The organism is Cognatiyoonia sp. (genome assembly GCF_965661665.1).
Taxonomy (GTDB): domain Bacteria; phylum Pseudomonadota; class Alphaproteobacteria; order Rhodobacterales; family Rhodobacteraceae; genus Cognatiyoonia.
Window position 1 is genome coordinate 210,425 of record NZ_CBFIEO010000001.1, and the last position, 22,203, is coordinate 232,627.

Genomic DNA, 22,203 nt, shown 5'->3' on the forward strand with positions numbered 1-22,203 from the left:
CACCCTTACATGTTTGTAAGGTCCGTTATTTTTACGAAAAATCGAGCATGACGCGCAGACCTTTGGTCGCGGCGTCGGGATTGGCACTAAAGCTGAGGCGCGCGTGATGCGCCGCCGCGATGGTTTTGACGAGGGCAAGACCCAGCCCCGCGCCCTCATCTGTGCGGCTTTTGTCGAGCCGGTAAAGCGGCTGCGTGATGCGGTCGTATTCGTCGTCAGGAATGCCCGCGCCGGTGTCAGCGACACCCAGTTTGGCCCCCTCAGTAAATAGCGTGATGTCGGACCCTTTGGGCGTGTAGCGCAGCGCGTTCTCAACAAGGTTGGCAAGCGTCTGGATCAGCAGAACGCGGTCGCCTTGGATCGTCTGTGGCTGCGTGACCTTTTGGGATAGGGTGCGTCCGCTGTCTTCGACCACGGCGTCGTAAATCTCCGCCACCTCCTGCACCAGTCCGCCAAGATCGATGGGTTCGAATTTCGCTTGGGCGGTGCCAGCCTCTAGTTTGGCGATGCGCAGAAAGGCATCAAATATAGCGATCACGCGGTCGGCCTGCTCCAAGGCTGCGCCGATTTGTTCGACGCTGTCGCCCTCCTCCATCTCCACCGTTAGGGCGGTTTCCAAGCGGATGCGCAGGCGGGCGAGGGGGGTTTTGAGATCATGGGCAATATTGGCGGAAAAATCGCGCGTCTGGCGCATCAAGACATCAAGCTGCGCCAGCGTTTCATCGACCTGATGCGCCAAGCCATCCAGATCGTCGCGGTTGCGTTTGACATCAATGCGGGTGGTCAAATCGCCGGTCTTCGCGGTTTCCAAAGTGCGGGTGATTTTCGACATGCGGCGCTGTTGCAGAAAGCCCAGCACGCCGCCGATGAGCAGGGCCAGAACCGCAGCCATCAGACCGACAAAGGTCATTGCCTGCACGATGATTTCGATAAATTCATTGCGGCGGCCGATGCTCGACCCAATGATCAGCTTGCCGCCAGAGGTATCGCCCACAAGGTAGATCCATTGCCCCGGCCCGTCGAAACTGTCCGATCTGAGGCTGCTTTCGATACTGTCCTCATCATGAAAGCCGTTGCGCAGGCGTAAGCTGTCATCCAGCAGGGCGATGCGTTCAAAGCGGGAGTTGGCATAGTTCGCAGCATTAAAGCGCCCCGCCTCAATATCTGTGGCGACGGTGGTGTAGCGGGCGGTTAGCTCATCCTCGATCCGGTTGTCGAAGACGCGGGCAAATTCAAAAACTGAAAACCCTCCGGCCAAGACCAGAAGGATCAGAAACACCACCGTCAAAAGAACGGATTGGCGCAGGGCCGAGAGCCGCCAGATGCTACGAAGTCGGTTCAAAGATATATCCCGCCCCGCGCATAGTTTTGATCACGCTGTCGCCGAACGGCTTTTCGATCTTGCCGCGCAACCGGCTGATGTGGGTTTCAACCACGCTGGTGGTCGGGTCAAAGTTCATATCCCAGACCTTTTCCAACAGCATATTGCGCGTCAGGACCCGTCCGTTGGACCGCATGAAAGCTTCGAGCAAGCGAAACTCTTTTGCGTTAAGGTCAATGTCTTGGCCCTGCCGTGAGCAGCGTTGCTTCAAGAGATCGAGGGAGATGTCACCGGCGGTGAGTTTGGTCACTTCGCCAGTGGTCACATCGCTGGCGCGGCGGCCCAAAACGGCGACGCGGGCTTCAAGCTCGGAAAAGGCGAAAGGCTTTGGCAGGTAATCATCCGCCCCCGCTTGCAGACCTTCAACACGGTCATCCACATCGCCCAAAGCGGTGAGGAACAGCGCAGGTGTGGTGTTCTTTGACGCGCGCACAGCTTTTAGGACGGACATGCCATCAAGCTCTGGCGTCATACGGTCCAGGATCATCACGTCGAAGTCTTGCGTGGTGGCCGCAATCAGCACGTCGCGCCCGTTTTTGTGCCAGTCGATCACATGGCCCGCACGGGTCAGTCCGTCGCTGACCCATTTACCAATCTCTTCATCGTCTTCGAGCAGAAGTATTTTCATGGGCTTAGGATATGTGAGGTGACCGCGAAGGGCCACCATCGTTTCGAAGGAATCAGGCACCATCTTCTAAGTTGTCGTCACCATCCTCGTCCTCTTCGTCTTTATAGTCATCCTCGTGGTTATCGCGGTCATGCTTGCCGCAGTCGCGCTTTCCGTCCTTTTTCACCTCTTCTTCGATCAGGATGTTCTGGATGTCTTCGATGATAGGAAGCTCTGGCTGGGATTGCGCATAAACAAGCGTGCCCGCGGCCAATGCGACGACGGATGTGGCGATCACGAGTGTGTTGGTTTTCATTAGTCTTTCCTTTTTCTCAAGTCTGGCGTTGTTGCCGATGCTCAAGACCTAAGGTGGTGACCTGACAGCCGCCTCGCCACAGCATTACAAGTTTGTAAGGTGGGAGGGCGTCGCAAAGCGGCGGCTAAAGGACGCGGATCCTTGCCCATGCGCCGTGAATCGTTTGTAGTGTCAACGCATCACGACAAGGTAGGGTTTTACATGCACGGGTCGCCACGGATCGACAATTTGCAATACGCGAATTGGTCGGAAAAGATCTTTCGCCAGATACGCGAAGGAGCGGTGGACGCCGTACATGCCACGATCGCCTATCATGAGAATTTTCGAGAGACGGTTCTGAACTTTGAAAAGTGGAACCGCTGGTTTGAGCAATATCCCGATCTGATCATGAAAGGGCTGACTGCGGCGGATGTAGATACCGCGCGGGAAACAGGACGCACGGCGATCTTTTTCGGCTTTCAGAACCCGAGTCCGATTGAGGATGACATCGGATTGGTGGAGATCGTGCACACGCTGGGCGTGCGGTTCATGCAGCTAACCTACAACAACCAATCGCTGCTGGCGACGGGCTGTTATGAGGCCGAAGACCCCGGCATCACCCGCATGGGGCGGCAGGTGATAAAAGAGATGAACCGCGTCGGGCTGGTCGTCGACATGAGCCATTCAGCGGATCGATCGACCATTGAGGCGGCGGAGATTTCGGAGCGGCCTATCGCCATCACCCACGCCAACCCGCATGTCTGGGAACCGGCGCGGCGCAACAAGCGCGATGATGTCATTCGCGCGGTGACGGAGAATGGCGGCATGATCGGCTTCTCGCTCTACCCGCATCACTTGAAGGACAAGACCAACTGCACGTTGGAAAGTTTCTGCCAGATGGTGGCGGACACGGCGGAGCGGTTCGGGGTGGAGCATTTGGGCCTTGGCAGCGACCTGTGCCAAGATCACCCTGACAGCGTTGTGGAATGGATGCGCGTTGGACGTTGGAGCAAAGAGATTGACTATGGCGAAGGGTCCGCCGCCGCTCCTGGCTTCCCCCCGATGCCAGCGTGGTTTCAGGACAACCGTGATTTCGGGAATATAGAGGCCGGGCTGAAAGCGGTCAGCTTCTCTGACGCGGATGTTGCGGGTATTATGGGTGGGAACTGGTATCGCTTTTACGCGGCCAACTTTGGTCCGCAGGAGGCTGGATCATGACGATCAAACTGGACGGCAAACCCACAGTTGCCTTGCGCCCGCCATCACAGGTGATGCGATTGGCGCGGCTCGGTTCGCTCCATCAATGTCGGCTGTCGTTCATGCGGATATTGCTGCGCAAGCTGACGCAAGAAGGCTGGACCTTCTCCCGCCCTGTATTTGACATTGATGCGGATGGTGTGGGCCGAGCGGTCTATACTGCCGAAGGGCCGAGTGAGACTTATAGTCTGGTGTGCTTTGGTCACGATCTGCCGGACGATCAACGCTCCGACCGCGTGATTGCGGAGGCGTGGGATGCGACCTTTACCCTGACCAAGGGCGTGCCGACCGCTGCTGATATTGATCGGTTGGAGGCGAATGTCCCCTATCAAGAGGTGGGTCGCGTGACGGAGAATGAAGTCTCCCTCTCCCGCGCCAATCGGTCGGTGCGGCTCTTTGGGCATGTGCTGGAGTGTTTGGCGGCGGGTCGGCAGCCCAACCTCGAAGAGATTAACGCCGTGGGCTACCTGATGCGGACAACGGCGGTGTATGGGTCGGGTAAGTTTGGGGCTGCGGATCATCCGGCGGGTGATGCGCCGTTTCAGAAAGAAATGCTCACCGTCTATCTGATCCGTGCGTTCACGCTTGATCTGGTGGAGCACATGGCCGCGTTGCGGGCGCCCGAGACTGCCGTGCCACTCGACCCCGCGTTGCGGCGACAGTTTGGTGTGGGCAATTCGACCGGGCTGGGCATGGCGCCGTTCCTCATTCACCATCCTGTGCTGCTCAACAACTGGATCGCCGCGCGGGAAGAGGCGCTGGCGCGGGTGCGGTCGGTAGCGGTTGCCACAGTGGAGGCGCAAGAGGTGTTCCGCGATGTCTTGGCGCGGGCGATCCGCAACGTGCAGCTTTGGCGGTCACAGCATCCGGTACAGGTTGAGAAACTGGCTGGCCTGACCCGCGATCTCGCTGCTTTGGCGGCGGAGGTGGAGCGTGGGGCGTTGACCAAGGCAGACCCATGGGACGGGCTGCTTGCATGGGCGGAGGCGCTTCTATCGCTCGATGGACAAGAGCAATTGGTATCGCTGATGCTGGAGCCTTATCCAGAGCTGGTTGATGATCTGACCGCTGGGATGGGTGCGGATGAGGTGGCCGAATTTGCGATCAATGGTAGCCAATCGCTGGCCGATTTCCGCGCCGAGGTGCAGGCGGTCTATGGTTGGGCGCTGGAGCTTGATTGGGACGACCCGACGCAAGTGGCCCGCTGTTGGTACGTGTCGGAGGAAAAGCTCGAACCGCGCTTGGGCGAGTTGGCAGAGGAACCGTTAGAGTCTTACGCGCAGCCGCTATCCCCCGCCCGCGACATTGCGCGGATGGCGCGCGATTTGGACGGTTGGGATGGTGCGGAACGGTTGGCCGCCTTCCTGATGCGGCATCCTGAGCACCGTCACGTGGCCCGCCGTGTGCAGGTGGTCGCGCGGCATCCCTATGCAGAGATTTGCGACAACACGATCGCGGCAGAGATGCTGCCTATCGATCTGCTGCGCTGCAAACTGTCGTTCTTTGGGGCCACGCATTTCGATCCGCGTTCTGACCGGTGGGTGCGGATCACGATGTTCCGCAACGCGCCGTTTCCGGCAGAGCTTGGCACAGCGGCAGAAGACTGGGCCTATCCAGAGGCGGCATGTACTCCCTAAACGAAATTGACAGCACCGCGAAACGGGCCGCGCGGGGGATTGGCCTGTCTTGGGGCATGGCCGAAGAAGTGGGCAAAGCCGCCCGTTGGTTGGAGGGGCGCGGTCATGCTGGCGTGCGGCTGACGGCGCTGCATCTGACGCAAATTGACGGGCGCGACCATCGGCTGATGTACCCGCAAATGTCGGGTGCGCAGTGGTGCGCTGCGGATGGGGACTTGTGCCCGATTGCTACGGGTGTCACCCTGTCCGATCTGGCGCGGGAGTTGGATCGTCCCATTAAGCTGGGCGCGATGGCATTTCCGATGCTGATGCTGCCTCACCTCGCCTTGGTTGCCAAGCAGCGCGGGCAGGCGATGCAGGTGTCTTGGCCCGAAGCGGTGTTCATAGTGTCAAATGTTGGTGCCGTCGAAGGGGCGGCGGCAGATGTGTCCCGCGCCGACTGGGTCGCCGTGGACAGCATCGCAATGGACGTACCAGTCTGTGTCGTCAAACGTCCCGATCATATCGACCCGAAGGACTGGGCGACATTGGAGGGGCTGGGTCATCGCATCTTTGCCCCCAATACGGAGCATTCCCGCACAGCAGGGGCAGGGGCGGCGGATGATGGTGCGGATTGACGCGCCCAATGGGGTCGGACGCGCCGATTAGTTTCGCCTAGAAGTGGACCGACAAGGCGTCGATTGGCGCCTTCTTTGGCGGTGCGAATTTGGTCAGGTCGATGCCTTCGACGGCTTTCTTGTACTCTTCCAATGTGGGCGTGCGGCCAAGGATGGCCGACAAGACCACCACAGGTGTGGAGCCGAGCAGTGATTCACCCTTCTTCTCTGGCAGGTCGCCAACAACGCGGCCTTGGAATAAACGGGTAGAGGTGGCCAGAACGGTGTCGCCCTTCTCCGCCTTTTCCTGGTTGCCCATGCAGAGGTTACAGCCCGGGCGTTCGAGGTAGAGGATTTTATCATACTCCGTCCGTGCGACCGTTTTTGGAGCGGCGTCGTCAAACTCGAACCCTGCATATTTCTGCAGGATTTCCCAGTCGCCCTCTTCCTTCAGCTCATCAATGATGTTGTAGGTCGGGGCGGTGACGACGAGTGGTGCCTTGAACTCAACCTTGCCGTGGGCGGCTTCGAGGTTGCGCAGCATCTGCGCTACGATCTTGATGTCGCCTTTGTGGACCATGCAGGAGCCGACAAAGCCCAGATCGACATGCTTTTCCGCCTTGTAGAAAGAGATTGGGCGGATTGTGTCGTGTGTGTAGCGCTTGGACACATCAGCGTTGTTCACGTCTGGGTCCGCGATCATCGGTTCGACGATCTCATCAAGGTCGACGACCACTTCGGCGAAGTACTTTGCATCTGCGTCAGGTCGCAGCGCAGGTTTTTCACCTGACTTGATCTCTGCAATTCGTTTGTCAGCAATCGCGATCAGGTTTCCGAGCATGCCATTATCATGCTCCATCCCTTTGTCGATCATGATCTGAATGCGGGATTTCGCCAGTTCGAGCGATCCGATCAGCGTCTCATCGTTCGAAATGCAGACTGAGGCTTTCGCCTTCATCTCTGCCGTCCAGTCGGTGAAAGTGAAGGCTTGGTCGGCCAGCAAAGTGCCGATGTGGACTTCGATTACGCGGCCTTGGAAGACGTTGTCGCCGTGCTGAGCGAACATCTGAGCCTGTGTGGCGTGGACCACATCGCGGAAGTCCATGTGGCTCGCCATCTCGCCTTTGAACGTCACTTTGACGGACTCGGGGATTGGCATGGAGGCTTCGCCTGTCGCCAGTGCCAGTGCCACGGTGCCGGAGTCAGCACCAAAAGCCACGCCTTTGGACATCCGTGTGTGGCTGTCGCCCCCAATGATGATCGCCCAGTCGTCGACTGTGATGTCGTTGAGCACTTTGTGGATCACGTCGGTCATTGGTGGATAGACGCCCTTAGGATCGCGACCGGTGACAAGGCCGAAGTCATTCATGAACTTCATCAGCCGTGGCGTGTTGGCCTGTGCCTTTGCGTCCCAGACGGAGGCTGTGTGACAACCAGACTGATACGCGCCGTAAACAGTCGGCGACAGGGTAGTCGCAGCCATCGCTTCCAGTTCTTGCATCGTCATCAAGCCGGTAGTGTCTTGGGAGCCGACGATATCAACTGCAACCCGCACGTCAGATCCTGCATGCAGAACTTTGCCTGGCGTGGTGCCGCGCGCGTTCTTGTTGAAGATCTTTTCAACCGCCGTCAGGCCCTGACCTTCGATGCTGACTTCCTTTGCGGGCGCAAAAGCGGATTTCATTTCGATATCCAGTGCCTCGCACGCGAATGTCTGGAGCTTCTTGCCAAAGACGATCGCGTAAGACCCGCCCGCCTTCATGAACTCCACTTTTTGCGGGGTGAAGGACGCGCCCATATCGGCCAGCTCTTCGTTGCCGTCTTCGCTGTAGAGCTTTTTGTCCTTCGTGTTGATCGTCATGACCGTGCCGGTCGCGACGGAATACTTTTCTTCCAAGATCGGATCGCCGTCGTTGTTGAGGATCGGCTTGCCGTCCTCGTCCAGTTTTTTAACCCAGTTCTTGAGGTCGACACCGATCCCGCCTGTCACGCCAACCGTGGTCAGGAAGATGGGGGAGATGCCGTTGGTGCCCGCAACCACAGGGGCGATGTTGACAAACGGCACATAGGGGGAAGCTTGCTTGCCCGTCCAAAGTGCGACGTTGTTGACGCCGGACATGCGGGACGATCCAACGCCCATCGTGCCTTTTTCGGCCACCAGCATCACCTGTTTGTCAGGGTGTTGAAGCTTGAGTTCTTCAATGTGCTTCTGCGCCTTTTCATCAATGAAACACTTGCCGTGAAGCTCACGGTCGGCGCGGGAGTGCGCTTGGTTGCCGGGGGACAGAAGGTCGGTTGAGATGTCGCCTTCTGCAGCCACGTAGGAGACGACCTTCACCTCTTCCGGCACGTCCGGCAGTTTGGTGAAGAATTCCGCGTCAGAGTAGCTGACAAGGATCTCTCTCGCGACTGCGTTGCCCGCGTCGAGCGCGGCTCTCAGCCGGTCCATGTCCGCTTCATAGAGGAACACTTGCGTTTTCAGGACGTGGCCAGCCGCTTTTGCGATGTCGGCATCCTCGCCCAAAGCGAGGTCGAGCAGGACGCGCACGGATGGGCCACCCTTCATGTGGGAGAGCAGTTCGAAGGCAAACTCTTTGCTGATTTCTTCAACGGTTGCGTTGCTGAGGATGATGTCCTTGAGGAACTCAGCCTTCACGCCTGCCGCGCTCGTTGTACCGGGCAGGGTGTTGTAGATGAAGTGGTGCAGCGCGTCGGCACGGTGTTCGTTGCCGCTGTCCTTGATTATTGCGATCAGGTCTTCGACTAGCGCACCTTCATCAATCGGTTTTGGGTTCAGACCTTGGGCTTTGCGGGTGCCAATGTCATCAAGATAGGCTGTGTAGTGCTTCATAGCGGCCTCGGATTCTTTAAATTTTTGTGCGTTTGGGCGCGGGTTTTTGGATGTGACGACTTATTCGATACATAATTGTATGCAGTGGTATACTGAAGCGTCGACACATGCAAGGGCTCGCCCTGTCGAAGGCGTCTTTACAATACCATAACGTTATTTGGAATGGATCGGTTTCACGCAGGGATTTTGGTTTTGGCCCTTTGGGTGCTTGAGCGTTCGATCAGTCTGACAGGGATCATCTCAACCAAATCCGCTTTTGAGGCACCGCCGCGCAACAGAACCTGCGCCGCTGTTGTGCCCAAGGCCACCCGATCCTGTCGTATCGTGGTCAGGGGCGGGACGAAGTGTTCGCTAAACTCCAGATCATCAAACCCAATGACGGAGATATCCTCTGGCACGTGAATGCCACAGCGGGCGAGGCCGGAAATGAGGCCAAAGGCGATTACATCCGACGCGCAGAAGATAGCGGTTGGTATGTCGGACATCGCCTTGATCTGCTTGGCGGCTTGCAAGCCAGCTTCGAGGCTGAAATCGCCTTCGATATAATGCGGTTCCAACCCCAGCTTTTTGCAGGCCGTCTCATGACCTGCGATGCGGGCATGGGTCAGCACGTTGTCTTTCGGGCCGGTGATTTGGATGATGTTGCGATGCCCAGCGTCATAGAGGTGTTGGATCGCCAAGATCGCCCCGTCTTCGTTGCTGCTGCGCACCGAGGGGAAGCCATCAACGTTAGTCCATTCACAGGCGAAGACGATGTTGGCGTCGGGTTGGGAGGCCAAGAAGCGGTTCAACGACTCAGCCGGCACACCGCCATCAAGGATGATCATCCCGTCCGCACGCTGCGCCCGATAGTAGGAAAAGAGGTCATCTCCGGCGCTGTAGATTTGCCGCGTTTCCGCGACTACAAGCGACTGACCCGCAGGTGTCAGCACATCAACGATCCCTTGCAGCACCAAACTGAAGAACGGATTTCCCAAGTTTGGAAGCAGCACCAAAATGTTGTTGGACCGCTGGGTTCTCAGGCTTCTGGCGGCGCGATTGACGCGGTATCCGGTCGCCTCAATCGCGTCCAAAACGGCCTGACGTTTCTTGGCTGAAACGGAGTCTGGCGCACTCAGAGTACGGGATACGGTTGCGGTCGACACGTTAGCGTGACGCGCAACATCTTGAACTGTCGCAGCTTTTTGATTGGTCTTCAGGCTCATTTGAAAACGATTACAAAATTTCTTGACAGAATCAACCACTCTCGTGCATGCTCAGTTTGTAATCGTTTACAAGGAGCGAGAGGCTTCGAAGACGGTTTCAACAATGTAGCCAATAAAGCTCGATCTGGGAGGATCACATGAAAAGAACCATTGCTGCGCTTTGCGCAACGACTGCACTTGCATTGCCAACTGCTTCTTGGTCGGCTGACCTTGAAGTTACGCACTGGTGGACATCCGGCGGTGAAGCCGCTGCTGTGTCCGAATTTGCTAAAGCATTTAACGAACAGACAGAGCACAACTGGGTCGACGGCGCGATTGCCGGCTCCGGTGGTACTGCGCGTCCGATCATCATTTCACGCATCTTGGGCGGCGACCCAATGCACGCGACACAGCTGAATCACGGTCGTCAGGCCGAGGAACTGGTCGAAGCTGGTCTGATGCTTGACTTGACAGACATCGCAGAAGCGGAAGGCTGGGCCGACGTTGTGAACCCAGTGCGTTTGCTGGATGCATGTACACTGGACGGCAAAGTCTACTGTGTGCCAGTGAACATCCACTCCCCTCAGTGGCTGTGGCTGTCCCATGACGCTTTTGCAAAGGCTGGCGTTGATGTTCCAGCTGACTGGTTCGAATTCGTAGAAGCTGCACCAGCTCTGCGTGATGCGGGCCTCGTCCCACTTGCGATGGGCCAGCAGTCTTGGCAGACAAGCCTCGCGTTCGGCGCACTGATGGTGGCAGTTGGTGGTACAGACCTCTACATCGACGTTCTGACAAACAAGAACGCTGACGCAGCGGCAAGCGAAGACATGACAAAGGTTTGGGAAGCTTACGCAGCAGCACGCCTGTTGTCTGAAGGCTCCAACGTTAACGACTGGAACCAAGCGACAAACCTCGTCATCACAGGTCAGGCCGGTGGTCAGATCCACGGTGACTGGGCACAGGGTGAATTCCAGGTGGCTGAACAGGTTGCTGGCGAAGACTACACCTGTTTGCCAGGTTTGGGTGTGAATGAAATCATCGCAACAGGTGGTGATGCGTTCTACTTCCCTAAGCAGGACGATCCAGCAATCGAAGCAGCTCAGAAAGAGATGGCTTCCCTGATGATCTCTCAGGAAGTTCAGGTTGCGTTTAACCTCAAGAAAGGCTCCTTGCCGATCCGTGGTGATATCGACCTGTCCGCGGCAAACGACTGTATGCAGAAGGGTCTGGCGATTCTGGCTGCTGGTAACGTTCTGCCAGACGGCGTGAACAGCTTCTCTGCTGACACCGCTGGCCAGATCGACGACCTGACAGTTGAATTCTGGAACGACACTTCGATCACTGTTGAGGACGCACAAGCACGTTACGTCGACATCATCGCAAGCGCCGACTAATCGCTTACTCCCTGTTAGGTCCGCGGCTTTCCTGCCGCGGGCCTGGCAGACTTTCCGTTCAACGGGCAATTCTAAGCACCCCCTAAGGGATAGGGGTGTTTTGACTTACCCAAAGTAGCCAAACACGGGGGACAGGATGGCCATAACCGATAGTGGGCAGATGGTGCGGGGCGCAAAACGTCCGAACCGTTTGTTCAAAAACCTCACGGCCAAGATCGCAGCGATCCCGATGATTGCGACGGCGGTTGTCGTCTTCGTCGGCTGTACGCTTTGGACGATCTACCATTCCTTCACCAAATCGCGTCTGCTGCCCGCGCCCCAAAAATGGGTCGGTACCGACAACTATGACCGGTTGTGGAGCGAGAACCGCTGGATCACCTCGATCGAGAATTTAGCGATCTATGGTGCGTGTTCCTTGGTGTTGTCGCTTTGCATTGGCTTTTTGCTGGCGGCCTTGCTCGACCGGAAAATCCGGTTTGAAAACACGATCCGTACGATCATCCTTTATCCCTTCGCGCTGTCCTTCGTTGTCACCGGTCTGGTGTGGCAGTGGTTGCTGAACCCAGACCTCGGCATTCAAAACGTGATCCAGAACCTCGGTTGGACCAGTTTTGCCTTCGACCCGCTCAACAACGCCGATATCGTGATCTACGGCATTCTGATCGCGGGTATCTGGCAGGGGTCCGGCTTTGTGATGGTCCTGATGCTCGCAGGGATGCGCGGTATTGATGAGGATGTCTGGAAAGCGTCGCGCGTCGAAGGCATCCCGGTGTGGAAGACCTACCTGTTCATCGTCATTCCGATGATGCGGCCGGTGTTCGTGACGGCGCTTGTGATCATCTCTGCCGGTATCATCAAAGTCTATGACCTTGTGGTCGCGCAAACCAGCGGCGGCCCCGGCATCGCGTCCGAAGTGCCTGCGAAATATGTGATCGACAAGATGTTCGGCTCACAAAACCTCGGGCTGGGATTTGCGGCCTCGACCATGATGCTTTTGAGCGTTCTGGTCGTGCTGATCCCTTGGGCGTACCTCGAATTTGGCGGGAAGAAGAAAAAATGACCGATGCAACTGCAAACGCGCTGAGCGGGCCACGCGGTCCAAAGCCCAAGCGGGCGTTCTCTTCCACCAACATCATCATCTACGGCACGTTGTTCGTGGTCTGCATGTACTACCTGCTGCCGCTTTACGTGATGATCGTGACCTCGTTGAAAGGCATGCCGGAAATCCGGTTGGGCAACATCTTTAGCCCACCTGTTGAGGTCACTTATGAACCTTGGGTTAAAGCTTGGGCAGAGGCCTGTACCGGCATCAACTGCGAAGGGTTGAGCCGCGGATTCTGGAACTCCGTCTGGATTTTGGTACCCTCTGTTTTGTTGTCCATCGCGATTGCGTCGGTCAATGGTTACGCGCTGGCGAACTGGAAATTCAAAGGGTCAGAGGTCTTCTTCACCATCCTGATCTTTGGTGCGTTCATTCCTTATCAGGTAATGATCTATCCAATCGTGATCTTGCTGAGGGAAAGCGGCGAAGGGATCACCGGTTTCATCCGACTTTTCAATTCGGACGCTGCACCCTTCCGCCTGATGGGATCGCTCTGGGGCTTGGTGATTGTCCACACGATTTTCGGGATGCCGATCCTGACGCTCCTGTTCCGCAACTACTTCACATCGGTGCCGGAGGAGCTGTTCAAAGCCGCGCGCGTTGATGGGGCAGGGTTCTGGGGCATTTACTTCCGCATCATGCTGCCGATGTCGCTGCCAATCTTTGTGGTGGCGATGATCTTGCAGGTCACGGGTATCTGGAACGACTTCCTCTTTGGTGTGATCTACACCAAGCCCGACACCTATCCGATGACGGTGCAGCTCAATAACATCGTGAACTCCGTCCAAGGGGTGAAGGAATACAACGTGAATATGGCCGCGACACTGCTGACCGGTCTGGTTCCGTTGGTGATTTACTTCGCCTCAGGCAAACTCTTCGTCCGCGGCATCGCTGCCGGTGCTGTGAAAGGTTAAGAACATGGCAAACTCCGTAGAAATCAAACATCTCGACCTGAGCTTTGGCGCCGTGGAGGTCCTGAAAGACCTGAACCTCCACATCACAGAGGGTGAGTTCCTTGTCCTTCTGGGGTCATCGGGCTGCGGCAAGTCGACCTTGCTGAACTGTATCGCAGGGCTTTTGGAAGTCACCGACGGTCAGATCTTCATCAAGGGCAACAACGTCACATGGGCGGAACCGTCAGAGCGGGGCATCGGCATGGTGTTCCAATCCTACGCGCTTTATCCGCAGATGACCGTGCGCGGGAACCTGAGCTTTGGCCTAAAAAACGCGAAATTCTCCAAGGCAGAGATCGAGCGGCGCGTCGCGCGTGCCTCCGAAATTTTGCAGATTGAGCCGTTGCTTGACCGCAAACCGAGTGCGTTGTCTGGGGGTCAGCGTCAGCGTGTGGCCATCGGTCGGGCGCTGGTGCGCGATGTGGATGTGTTCCTGTTTGATGAGCCGCTGTCGAACCTCGATGCAAAATTACGGACCGATCTACGCGTTGAACTCAAGCGGTTGCACCAGCAGTTGGGCAACACGATGATCTATGTGACGCACGATCAGGTCGAAGCGATGACGCTCGCCGACCGCGTGGCGATCATGAAGGACGGCGCGATCCAACAGCTGGATGCCCCGCGCACGATCTACACCAAGCCACGCAACAAATACGTGGCGGGCTTCATCGGCTCCCCTGCCATGAACTTCATTAAGGGGGAGATCAGTGGCGGCGATCCTGTCTTTTCTTGTGATGGTCTGTCGATCCCGCTGAAAGACTACCCGTTCGAAGCCCCGTTCAGCGGGTCCGCTTGGATGGGCATCCGGCCAGAGCATATCCGCGTCGGGGATATGGCGGACGGCTGTGCCTACACCGCTGATGTAAAGATCGACCTCGTCGAACCGATGGGGGCCGATACCCTCATCTGGACAGAGCTTGCCGGTGACCCGTTCCGTATGCGGATCGAAGGCCAGATGGATGTGAAAGCTGGCGAAACCATTCGGATCGGCGTTGATACGTCGGTCGCCTCCCTCTTTGACGTGGCATCGGAGCTGCGTCTCTAAAATGTAAGGACTTTGGAAATGTATGTTTCATTTCAACTCTACTCCTCCCGTGATGTTGCATCTCAGGAGGATTTTGTCGGCACGCTTGCCGGTCTGGGCTATACGCAGGTCGAAGGCTACGGCGGCGTTTACGGTGATCCAGCATCCTTCCGCGCAGCGATGGATGCGGCTGGTGTCACCATGCCGTCCGGCCACTTTGGGATTGCCGAGTTCGAGGATGATTTCGACCGTGTCGTCGAAACCGCAAAGACATTGGGCATGAACCGCTTTTATGCGCCTTACCTTGACGCCAGCGAACGGCCGATCGACCGCGCAGGCTATGCTGATTTGGCGAAACGTTTGGCGGCCATCGGCGTGAAGGCGAAGGCGGCGGGCTTTGGCTTTGGCTGGCACAACCACGATTTTGAGCTTTTGCCGCTCGCTGACGGCTCCATCCCGCTTGAGACGATCCTTGATGAAGCGCCCGACATTGATTGGGAAGCAGACATCGCATGGGTCGTACGTGGTGGTGCCGATCCGGTCGATTGGATCAACCGTTATGGCAACCGCATGACCGCAGTACACGTCAAAGACATCGCGCCAGTGGGCGAGAACCTCGATCAAGATGGTTGGTGCCATGTGGGGCAGGGCACCATCGACTGGGCCGATCTCACCGCTCGCGCCCGTGCGGCGGCCCCTAACGCGCTGATGGTGATGGAACACGACAAACCCACAAACGCAGAAGAGTTTGCAGCCGCATCGATCGCGGCCTTCAAAGCCTACTAAAGGAACCGAACATGGCTGATAAACTCGGCGTTGGCGTCATTGGGTGCGGCAACATTTCATCTGCGTATTTCCGTCTGGCCCCGATGTTCAAAGGGATCGAGATGCGCGCCTGTGCAGACATCAACATGGCCGCGGCAGAGGCGCAGGCGGACGCCTTTAGCCTTCGCGCGATGTCGGTCGATGACATCTTGGCGAGCGATGACATCGACATCGTCGTAAACCTAACGATCCCAGCGGCACACAAGGATATCTGCGTTGCCGCTTTGGATGCGGGCAAGCACGTCTATTCCGAAAAACCATTCGTCTTGAGCGCGGAGGAGGGGACAATGATCCTCTCCAAAGCGAAGGCGGCTGGCCTGCGTGTCGGCTCCGCCCCTGATACGTTCCTTGGCGGATCGCATCAGTTGGCGCGCAAGCTGATCGACGATGGTGCGATTGGGCCTGTGACCTCTGGCACAGCCGTGGTGCAAAGCCCCGGCATGGAAAGCTGGCACCCGAACCCTGATTTCTTCTTCTTGCCCGGCGCTGGTCCGGTTCTGGACCTTGGGCCGTACTATATTTCCAACCTCGTGCAGTTGCTGGGGCCGGTTGCGGCGGTGCAGGCCGTGTCGTCCACACCGCGAAAAACCCGCGTGATCGGCAATGGCGCCCGTGAGGGCGAAGAGGTGCCGGTGAAAACGCCAACCACTATCCACTCCACGCTGCAATTCCACAGCGGCGCAGTCATCACCATGCTGACAAGCTGGGATGTCTGGTCGCAAAGCCACGGGAATATGGAGCTCTATGGCGAAAGCGGCACGCTCTATTTGCCTGATCCGAACTTCTTCGGCGGCGAGGTGAAAGTGACCGACAAGGGCGACATGGTGGATGCGCCCGCGTGGGATCACCCTTTCTCCGTCCCCAATGACGGGGATCATGCGAATTATCGCGCGGCGGGTCTGTCCGATATGGCGATGGCCATTCAGGAAGGACGTCCGCATCGCTGTTCGGCTGAATTTGCCCACCACGTTGTTGACGTGATGGCCTCTATTCTAACAGCAGGTGAAACTGGCCAGCGGCTCGAGATTGGAACCACCTGCGAGCGTCCCGCACCATTGGATGGGGCCGCTGCGCGCGCATTGATGAGCGCAAATTAAGGAGACAGATCATGGCATCCAAAACGATGAAGGGGCCGGGTATTTTCCTAGCACAGTTCTTGGGCGATGGCGCGCCTTTCAACTCCCTCCCTGAGATCACAAAATGGGCCGCCGGTTTGGGCTATGAAGGCGTGCAAATCCCTACTTGGGACGCCCGCATCTTTGATCTGGCGAAAGCGACGGAGAGCAAGACCTATTGCGATGAGGTCAAAGGCATTTGCGCCGACGCTGGAGTCGAAATCACCGAACTCTCAACCCACCTTCAAGGCCAGCTTGTCGCGGTGAACCCTGCCTATGACGTGGCTTTCGATGCTTTCGCGCCAGAGGCGGTACATGGCAACCCTGCCGCCCGTCAGGAATGGGCCGTCGATCAGATGAAGAAGGCGGCGGTGGCCTGCAACCATCTTGGGCTGACGGGCTCCGTGTCTTTCACCGGCTCGCTCGCCTTTCCCTACATTTACCCATGGCCGCAGCGCCCCGCCGGATTGATTGAGGAGGCGTTTGTCGAACTCGCACGTCGTTGGAAGCCGATCCTTGATGTCTATGATGAGAATGGCGTTGACGTAGGCTATGAAATCCATCCCGGTGAGGATGTGTTTGACGGAGCCACGTTCGAGATGTTCTTGGAGGCTGTCGGCAACCACCCGCGCTGTATGATCAACTACGACCCATCGCACTTCTTGCTACAACAGATGGATTACCTCGCCTTTATTGACGTTTATTTCGAACGCATCAGCGCGTTTCACGTTAAAGATGCGGAGTTCAATCCAGACGCGCGGCAAGGCGTTTATTCCGGTTATCAGCCGTGGACCCAACGCGCAGGCCGGTTCCGGTCCTTGGGTGACGGTCAGGTCGACTTCAAAGGTATTTTTTCCAAAATGGCGACGCATGGTTTTGATGGCTGGCCCGTCTTGGAATGGGAATGCTGCCTGAAACATCCAGAGGTCGGCGCTGCCGAAGGCGCCCCCTTTATCCGCGAACACACGATCCCGCTGACCGACAAAGCCTTTGATGACTTTGCAGGGGCGGAGACGGACATGGGCATGATCAAATCGATGTTGGGGACAGATTGATGTCACGCCGCATTCGCTTTGGCATGGTTGGCGGCGGGCAGGGCGCCTTTATCGGTGCTGTGCACCGCATCGCGGCCCGCATCGACGACCAGTTTGAACTGGTGGCGGGCTGCCTGTCGTCCAAGCCAGAGAAATCTGCCGCTTCGGCGAAAGAGATCGGTCTCGCACGGTCTTATGGCAGCTATGAGGAGATGGCCGTTGCAGAAGCCGCGCGCGAAGATGGCATCCAAGCGGTTGCGATTGTCACCCCCAACCACATGCACGCGCCTGTCGCGATGGCGTTTTTGAAGGTGGGTATCCATGTCATCTGTGACAAACCGCTGACTGCCACAATAGAGGATGCGCTGGCGCTTGAGTCGGCCGTGGCGGACTCGGGCAAGCTTTTTGTCCTGACCCACAACTACACCGGCTATCCGCTGATGCGCGAAGCGCGGGCGATGGTTGCGCGTGGCGATTTCGGCGACATCCTGCAAATCCGGGCCGAATACCTGCAAGACTGGCTGGCCAAGGCACCGGACCCCGATCAGAAACAAGCCGCGTGGCGTCTCGATCCCGCGAAAGCAGGGGCTGGGGCCTTGGGCGACATTGGCACTCACGCCTACAACCTTGCCTGTTTCGTAGCAGGTGAAACCGCTGCGTCTGTTTCGGCAGAAGCCTACGCCTCCGTCCCTGGTCGGGTGATTGATGACACGGTAAGCGCGCATTTGCGTTTCGCCAGTGGTGCCAAGGGGCTGATCTTTGCCTCCAACGCCGCTGTGGGGCATGAGAATGACCTGAGCTTGCGCATCTATGGCACCAAAGGCAGCCTGTCATGGCGGCAGGAAGAGCCAAACAAGATGCTCTACGCCCAATTTGGTAGGCCTGTGCAAATCCTAACTCGTGGCACGACTGATGCCGAAGGCGCCGGCGCCCGTGTCACCCGCACACCAGGCGGGCATCCCGAAGGGTATCTGGAGGCATTTGCCACCACCTATTCAGACGCCGCCCACGCCATCCGCGCCCATGACGACGGCACCACGCTGCCAGATCACCACCACACCAATACGGTAGGCGACGGCGTGGCCGGCATGGTGTTCGTGGCGGGCTGTTTGGCGTCGGCCAAGAACGATGCAGCTTGGACACCCCTCATCTGCTAGGATCAAATTGACCGTTGAGAAACGGATTTGGCTGCTAACTTGAGCTGTTGGGTTTTCTAAGACGCCAACTTCACGCTGAATGGCACTCACATAGTGTGATTTGGACCACTCATACCATCAAATAATCTCGTCCTTGTCGAACATCGGGTCATCGCCGATCTGGGTTTGAATATGTTCAGCGGTTCCTTCCGCATCGGTCATGGAGTCGACATGCCCGATGTGAAAGATGGCATCGCCCTCGTTCACGATTGGCATGACGGCACGGCCGACGTGATCCCAGAGAATGGGTCGATGATCTCCATCTCCCGCTCGCCAAAGGGATCAGAGACCACCGCCAGAAGTTCCCCTTTTCGAACGAGTGAGCCGTCTGCTTTGAAAATACGGAGCAGCCCGCCCATCGGTGCCCGAACCCACTTGCTTGATGGGCAGAACTGGGGGGATGCCTTTGGTTTGTGACACCTCTGCGGGAGATCGTGCCGTGATGATTGAGAACGCGCAGGACACATGCGACACCAGCACGAATTGCGATCTCACCAAAGCGAAGACCTTCTTCACCTTCAAACAGCAGCACCTGCTGACCAATCTTCTGTGCCGCATCTCTGAGGGAGCCCTCCCGAATTGCGGTTTTCATCACCATTGGCGCGCCAAAGACTTCAGCAAGCTCTTGCATTTTTTCATCATCCGGTGAAATGCGCACTTGGGGATAGTTGGTGCGGTGAATTGCGGCGGAGCGAAGATCGTTGCCAATATCGGCGCGCGCCACCACTTCTTTGAAAAATCTGTTGGCCAGTCGCGCCGCGAGCGAGCCTGTTTCGCTGCCTGGAAAGCACCAGTTGAGGTCGCGCCGATCAGGGAGATAGCGAGAGTGATTGATCAAGCCATAGGTGTTACCATGTGATCGACGATCCAAAGTCCCTCCGCCGTATGCACCAATTCAAACCGCGCCGTGCCGGCAGGCAGGTTCATATCCGACATCAGGTGCAGATAGCGGTTCATTTGCTCAATCGAATACGCCAGAGAGGCGGAGGTGTGTACAATTTGACCAACTCTCCAACCGCGACTCGAGCGTGTGCTTCAACAGCAGCGCGGTGTCGCCGGTCTGGTGGATCGCAGCGCCAATCAGCGCCTGATAAAAGGCCATCGGTATGCGGTCGTCCTGATTTGACAGATCACCCTCTGACAACCCGCTGAAGGACAGCAGCGTTTGACGGTCTGCGCCTTTCTCACAGGCATAGTCCGCAAACGCAGCAGCAAAACTCGCCGCCCTTGTCTGTTCGGTCACACTCAGAGGTTCACTCACTATCAATATCTGTAGGGTAATGTCGGTTGTTGTTTGCGATCAAATTTTGACCGCAAATCCTTAGGTCAATGCTTGGGGAATAGGGTGGGATGCCCAGCTCTTGCGCAGGTCGCAACCCCTTTGGACCTGTCCAACAAAAAAGACCGGCGTTTCCGCCGGCCTCTGTCTCTTATCCGTCTGCTTAGGCGGAGCGGTAAAGCTTCGTCATGGAGAATTCGCGGTGGCCCAAAGCCTCTGCCGCCGTGTTGCGGCCGTTCGCTGTGCGGCGGATCATCTCGATCAGCGCGTCACCTGCTTCATCAATGGTTTGCTCGCGGCGCAAGATGCCGGAGACGTCGACGTCAATATGCTCTCCCATTGTGCGCACGGTGCGCGGGTTCGCGGTGATCTTGATAACAGGCACAATTGGGTTGCCGACCACGTTGCCCTGACCGGTTGGGAAGGTGTGGATCACCGCACCGCCAGCCGCCATCAAGGTCACGCATTCCGCCGCAGCGGAAGAGCTGTCCATGAAGTAGAGGCCTTTGCCGGACTTTGGCGCTTCTGCTGGGTCCAGAATGTCGATGAATTGCGACGTGCGACCAATCTTTTCGAGGTTTCCGAGCGCCTTCTCCTCGATAGTGGTCAGACCACCTTCGATGTTGCCTTTGGTCGGCTGGCTGTCAGACAAATCGTCCGTCTGATGCGCAAAGATCACATCATCCTGATAGGCTTTCCACATCTTGTACCAACGCTCACCAACTTCTTCGTTGATCGCGCGCTTCTGGCAGATGTGCTCCGCGCCCGTGATCTCTGACGTCTCACCAAAAAAGCCAGTGATCCCTTCAGGCAGCATCTTGTCATACATGTTGCCAACCGTCGGGCAGGAGCCTAGACCTGTTGTCGTGTCCGATTCACCGCATTTGGTTGAAATCCAAAGCTCGTTGATAGAGCATTCCTCGCGCTGCACCTCTGTCGCCTTGTGAACGAAGTCTTTCGCGGCCCAAGACGCGGCACGGATGGTTTCGAAATCACCCTTCTGCTCGATGGAGAATTCAGCCACTTCCTTGCCGGTTTCGCGGATGCCGTCAGCGATGCGCTTGGTCCAGCCAGGCTCAATCCCGATCACGACCACGGAGTGAACGTTCGGGTTGGCGCCTGTGCCGATCATGGTGCGGAAATGCACTTCGAGGTCTTCACCAAACTGCAAGCGGCCATAGGCATGTGGGATCGCCAGCGTGCCTTTGACGTTGTTGGCAACAGCTTCACAAGCAGCGTTTGAAATATCGTCAACCGGCAGGATCAGAACGTGGTTCCGAACACCCACACGGCCGTTTTCGCGGCGGTAGCCTTTGATCGTCATGTTTGAAAGTTGTGACATGGGGCAGCTCCTTACCAGCGCTTTGTTTTGCAGTTGTGGGTGTGCAGATGCCCGCCCTTTGGAATGTCAGCGATAATCTTGCCGATGTCTTCGCCGTATTTGATGGCGGTGTCGCCCTCTTTGAAGTCTTTCAATGCGATCTTGTGACCGATTGGCACATCCGCGCCAGAGGTTAGGCGGAATGTTGAATTGTCATGCGTCACGCAGACCAGCATGTCGGTGCCAGCGGTCAAGCCTTCGACAACAACAACGCCAACATTGTCTTCGTGCTCATGCACGAGAAGATGCGGAATTTCACTCATGGGGATGCTCCAAATGTTCAGTGAGTCTCAAGAAAAGGAACTACAATTACTCTTATATAAGAGTCAATGTGTATATTGCGAAGTCTTAAGCCCGCATGCTACCAAACTTCAAAGGAAGGGCAACCGTGACCGAGCCACTTTACAGAAGCGTCTACAACACCATTGTGAAACGTATCGCAGACGCCGATTACGTGCCCGGTTCGATGTTGCCAAGCGAGTTTGATCTCGCCGCTGAACTCAGCGTCAGCCAAGGCACCGCCCGCAAAGCGCTGATCGAGCTGGAGCAAAAAGGCATCGTCCAAAGACGGCAGGGGAAGGGGACGTTTGTGACCCTGCGCACGCCGGAAAACTCTCTCTTTCATTTCTTCAGCCTCAGGGACAAGAACGGCGATCAGGTCGCGCCGCAGCTTCAAACCGAAACGGTGATTATCCGCGCCGCTCGTAAGTATGAGCGTGCGCTGCTTCACGATCAGCCCGACAAGGTGTTTGAGATCACCCGCGTCCGCACCTTTGACGGCAAGCCGCTCTGCCATGAAAAAACCGTTGTGCCTGCGCCGCTGTTTCCCGGTCTCAAGGACCGCAGCCCTTTGCCAAACGCACTCTACGTTCTGTTTCAGCAGGCCTATTCCTGCATCATCATCTCGGCAGAGGAAAACCTCAAAGCCGCGACGCTGGATGCCACGCTCGCCAGCCAACTCGACGTTGCGCCTGGGACGCCCGCGATCGTCGCGCAGCGGCGGGCCTTTGATTTGAAAGAGCGGTTGGTCGAACTGCGCACCAGCACATTCCTGACAGAGAGCACGTCTTACTTTGTGGATTTGAACTAGGC

Annotated in this window: 22 protein-coding genes and 1 pseudogene; 12 read left to right on the forward strand and 11 right to left on the reverse strand. The window is 57.2% G+C overall.

The window, feature by feature from the left end:
• Positions 1–31: 31 nt before the first annotated feature.
• The 3 genes from ACTF5F_RS01055 to ACTF5F_RS01065 are packed head-to-tail and all read right to left on the reverse strand — an operon-like array spanning position 32 to position 2,304.
• The gene (locus tag ACTF5F_RS01055) at positions 32–1,342 is read right to left on the reverse strand and encodes an ATP-binding protein (RefSeq protein WP_438955029.1); all 1,311 of its coding nucleotides are present in this window, start codon (positions 1,340–1,342) and stop codon (positions 32–34) included.
• On the reverse strand, positions 1,326–2,009 hold the full coding sequence (locus tag ACTF5F_RS01060) for a winged helix-turn-helix domain-containing protein (RefSeq protein ID WP_438955030.1): 684 nt from the start codon (positions 2,007–2,009) through the stop codon (positions 1,326–1,328). The genes ACTF5F_RS01055 and ACTF5F_RS01060 overlap by 17 nt, the downstream gene beginning before the upstream one ends.
• 52 nt (positions 2,010–2,061) lie before the next feature.
• Positions 2,062–2,304, reverse strand: coding sequence for a hypothetical protein (locus ACTF5F_RS01065; protein ID WP_438955031.1), 243 nt, complete (start codon positions 2,302–2,304; stop codon positions 2,062–2,064).
• A 147-nt stretch (positions 2,305–2,451) separates the two neighbouring features.
• Here ACTF5F_RS01065 and ACTF5F_RS01070 point away from each other — a divergent pair, with 147 nt between their 5' ends.
• The 3 genes from ACTF5F_RS01070 to ACTF5F_RS01080 are packed head-to-tail and all read left to right on the forward strand — an operon-like array spanning position 2,452 to position 5,794.
• A complete protein-coding gene (locus ACTF5F_RS01070) occupies positions 2,452–3,501 on the forward strand; it encodes a membrane dipeptidase (RefSeq protein ID WP_438955032.1) in 1,050 nt (349 codons plus the stop codon).
• Positions 3,498–5,177, forward strand: coding sequence for a hypothetical protein (locus tag ACTF5F_RS01075; protein WP_438955033.1), 1,680 nt, complete (start codon positions 3,498–3,500; stop codon positions 5,175–5,177). Before ACTF5F_RS01070 ends, ACTF5F_RS01075 begins: the two co-directional genes overlap by 4 nt.
• Positions 5,165–5,794, forward strand: coding sequence for a DUF3726 domain-containing protein (locus ACTF5F_RS01080; protein ID WP_438955034.1), 630 nt, complete (start codon positions 5,165–5,167; stop codon positions 5,792–5,794). Before ACTF5F_RS01075 ends, ACTF5F_RS01080 begins: the two co-directional genes overlap by 13 nt.
• A 37-nt stretch (positions 5,795–5,831) precedes the next feature.
• Here ACTF5F_RS01080 and ACTF5F_RS01085 read toward each other — a convergent pair whose 3' ends face one another.
• Both ACTF5F_RS01085 and ACTF5F_RS01090 read right to left on the reverse strand, forming a co-directional pair.
• Entirely contained in the window at positions 5,832–8,624 is a 2,793-nt protein-coding gene (locus tag ACTF5F_RS01085) for a bifunctional aconitate hydratase 2/2-methylisocitrate dehydratase (protein WP_438955035.1), read from the reverse strand.
• Between the two features lie 173 nt (positions 8,625–8,797).
• Entirely contained in the window at positions 8,798–9,829 is a 1,032-nt protein-coding gene (locus ACTF5F_RS01090) for a LacI family DNA-binding transcriptional regulator (protein ID WP_438955036.1), read from the reverse strand.
• Positions 9,830–9,966: 137 nt separating this feature from the next.
• On the opposite strand from ACTF5F_RS01090, the gene ACTF5F_RS01095 reads away from it, so the two are divergent.
• The 8 genes from ACTF5F_RS01095 (at position 9,967) to ACTF5F_RS01130 (ending at position 18,412) form a co-directional block, all read left to right on the forward strand.
• Entirely contained in the window at positions 9,967–11,202 is a 1,236-nt protein-coding gene (locus ACTF5F_RS01095) for an ABC transporter substrate-binding protein (RefSeq protein ID WP_438955037.1), read from the forward strand.
• 136 nt (positions 11,203–11,338) lie between these two features.
• On the forward strand, positions 11,339–12,262 hold the full coding sequence (locus tag ACTF5F_RS01100) for a carbohydrate ABC transporter permease (protein WP_438955038.1): 924 nt from the start codon (positions 11,339–11,341) through the stop codon (positions 12,260–12,262).
• Complete coding sequence (locus tag ACTF5F_RS01105; protein WP_438955039.1) at positions 12,259–13,218, forward strand: carbohydrate ABC transporter permease; 960 nt, start codon at positions 12,259–12,261, stop codon at positions 13,216–13,218. Before ACTF5F_RS01100 ends, ACTF5F_RS01105 begins: the two co-directional genes overlap by 4 nt.
• Positions 13,219–13,222: 4 nt before the next feature.
• On the forward strand, positions 13,223–14,302 hold the full coding sequence (locus ACTF5F_RS01110) for an ABC transporter ATP-binding protein (protein WP_438955040.1): 1,080 nt from the start codon (positions 13,223–13,225) through the stop codon (positions 14,300–14,302).
• An 18-nt stretch (positions 14,303–14,320) separates the two neighbouring features.
• Complete coding sequence (locus tag ACTF5F_RS01115) at positions 14,321–15,067, forward strand: sugar phosphate isomerase/epimerase family protein (RefSeq protein WP_438955041.1); 747 nt, start codon at positions 14,321–14,323, stop codon at positions 15,065–15,067.
• 11 nt (positions 15,068–15,078) lie between these two features.
• Positions 15,079–16,203: a Gfo/Idh/MocA family protein gene (locus ACTF5F_RS01120; protein WP_438955042.1), complete on the forward strand. Its 1,125-nt coding sequence runs from the start codon at positions 15,079–15,081 to the stop codon at positions 16,201–16,203.
• An 11-nt stretch (positions 16,204–16,214) separates the two neighbouring features.
• Positions 16,215–17,276 (forward strand): sugar phosphate isomerase/epimerase family protein, encoded by a 1,062-nt coding sequence (locus tag ACTF5F_RS01125; RefSeq protein WP_438955043.1) that lies wholly within the window; start codon positions 16,215–16,217, stop codon positions 17,274–17,276.
• Positions 17,276–18,412: a Gfo/Idh/MocA family protein gene (locus ACTF5F_RS01130; RefSeq protein ID WP_438955044.1), complete on the forward strand. Its 1,137-nt coding sequence runs from the start codon at positions 17,276–17,278 to the stop codon at positions 18,410–18,412. The genes ACTF5F_RS01125 and ACTF5F_RS01130 overlap by 1 nt, the downstream gene beginning before the upstream one ends.
• A gap of 117 nt (positions 18,413–18,529) precedes the next feature.
• Here the strand turns inward: ACTF5F_RS01130 and ACTF5F_RS01135 are convergent, their stop codons facing one another.
• The 6 genes and pseudogenes from ACTF5F_RS01135 to ACTF5F_RS01160 form a co-directional block, all read right to left on the reverse strand.
• A complete protein-coding gene (locus ACTF5F_RS01135) occupies positions 18,530–18,667 on the reverse strand; it encodes a hypothetical protein (protein WP_438955068.1) in 138 nt (45 codons plus the stop codon).
• A 286-nt stretch (positions 18,668–18,953) separates the two neighbouring features.
• Positions 18,954–19,322: pseudogene (locus ACTF5F_RS01140) on the reverse strand (succinylglutamate desuccinylase); the annotation flags it as partial.
• The gene (locus ACTF5F_RS01145; protein ID WP_438955045.1) at positions 19,286–19,408 is read right to left on the reverse strand and encodes a hypothetical protein; all 123 of its coding nucleotides are present in this window, start codon (positions 19,406–19,408) and stop codon (positions 19,286–19,288) included. The gene ACTF5F_RS01145 and the pseudogene ACTF5F_RS01140, both read right to left, overlap by 37 nt.
• Positions 19,409–19,412: 4 nt before the next feature.
• On the reverse strand, positions 19,413–19,712 hold the full coding sequence (locus tag ACTF5F_RS01150) for an AraC family transcriptional regulator ligand-binding domain-containing protein (protein ID WP_438955046.1): 300 nt from the start codon (positions 19,710–19,712) through the stop codon (positions 19,413–19,415).
• 181 nt (positions 19,713–19,893) lie between these two features.
• Positions 19,894–21,072 carry a UxaA family hydrolase gene (locus tag ACTF5F_RS01155; RefSeq protein WP_438955047.1) on the reverse strand — a complete coding sequence of 393 codons (1,179 nt, stop codon included), beginning with the start codon at positions 21,070–21,072 and terminating at the stop codon, positions 19,894–19,896.
• Between the two features lie 11 nt (positions 21,073–21,083).
• Positions 21,084–21,374, reverse strand: coding sequence for a UxaA family hydrolase (locus ACTF5F_RS01160; protein ID WP_438955048.1), 291 nt, complete (start codon positions 21,372–21,374; stop codon positions 21,084–21,086).
• Positions 21,375–21,499: 125 nt separating this feature from the next.
• Here ACTF5F_RS01160 and ACTF5F_RS01165 point away from each other — a divergent pair, with 125 nt between their 5' ends.
• Positions 21,500–22,201, forward strand: a complete 702-nt coding sequence (locus ACTF5F_RS01165; RefSeq protein ID WP_438955049.1) for a GntR family transcriptional regulator — start codon at positions 21,500–21,502, stop codon at positions 22,199–22,201.
• Positions 22,202–22,203: the final 2 nt, after the last annotated feature.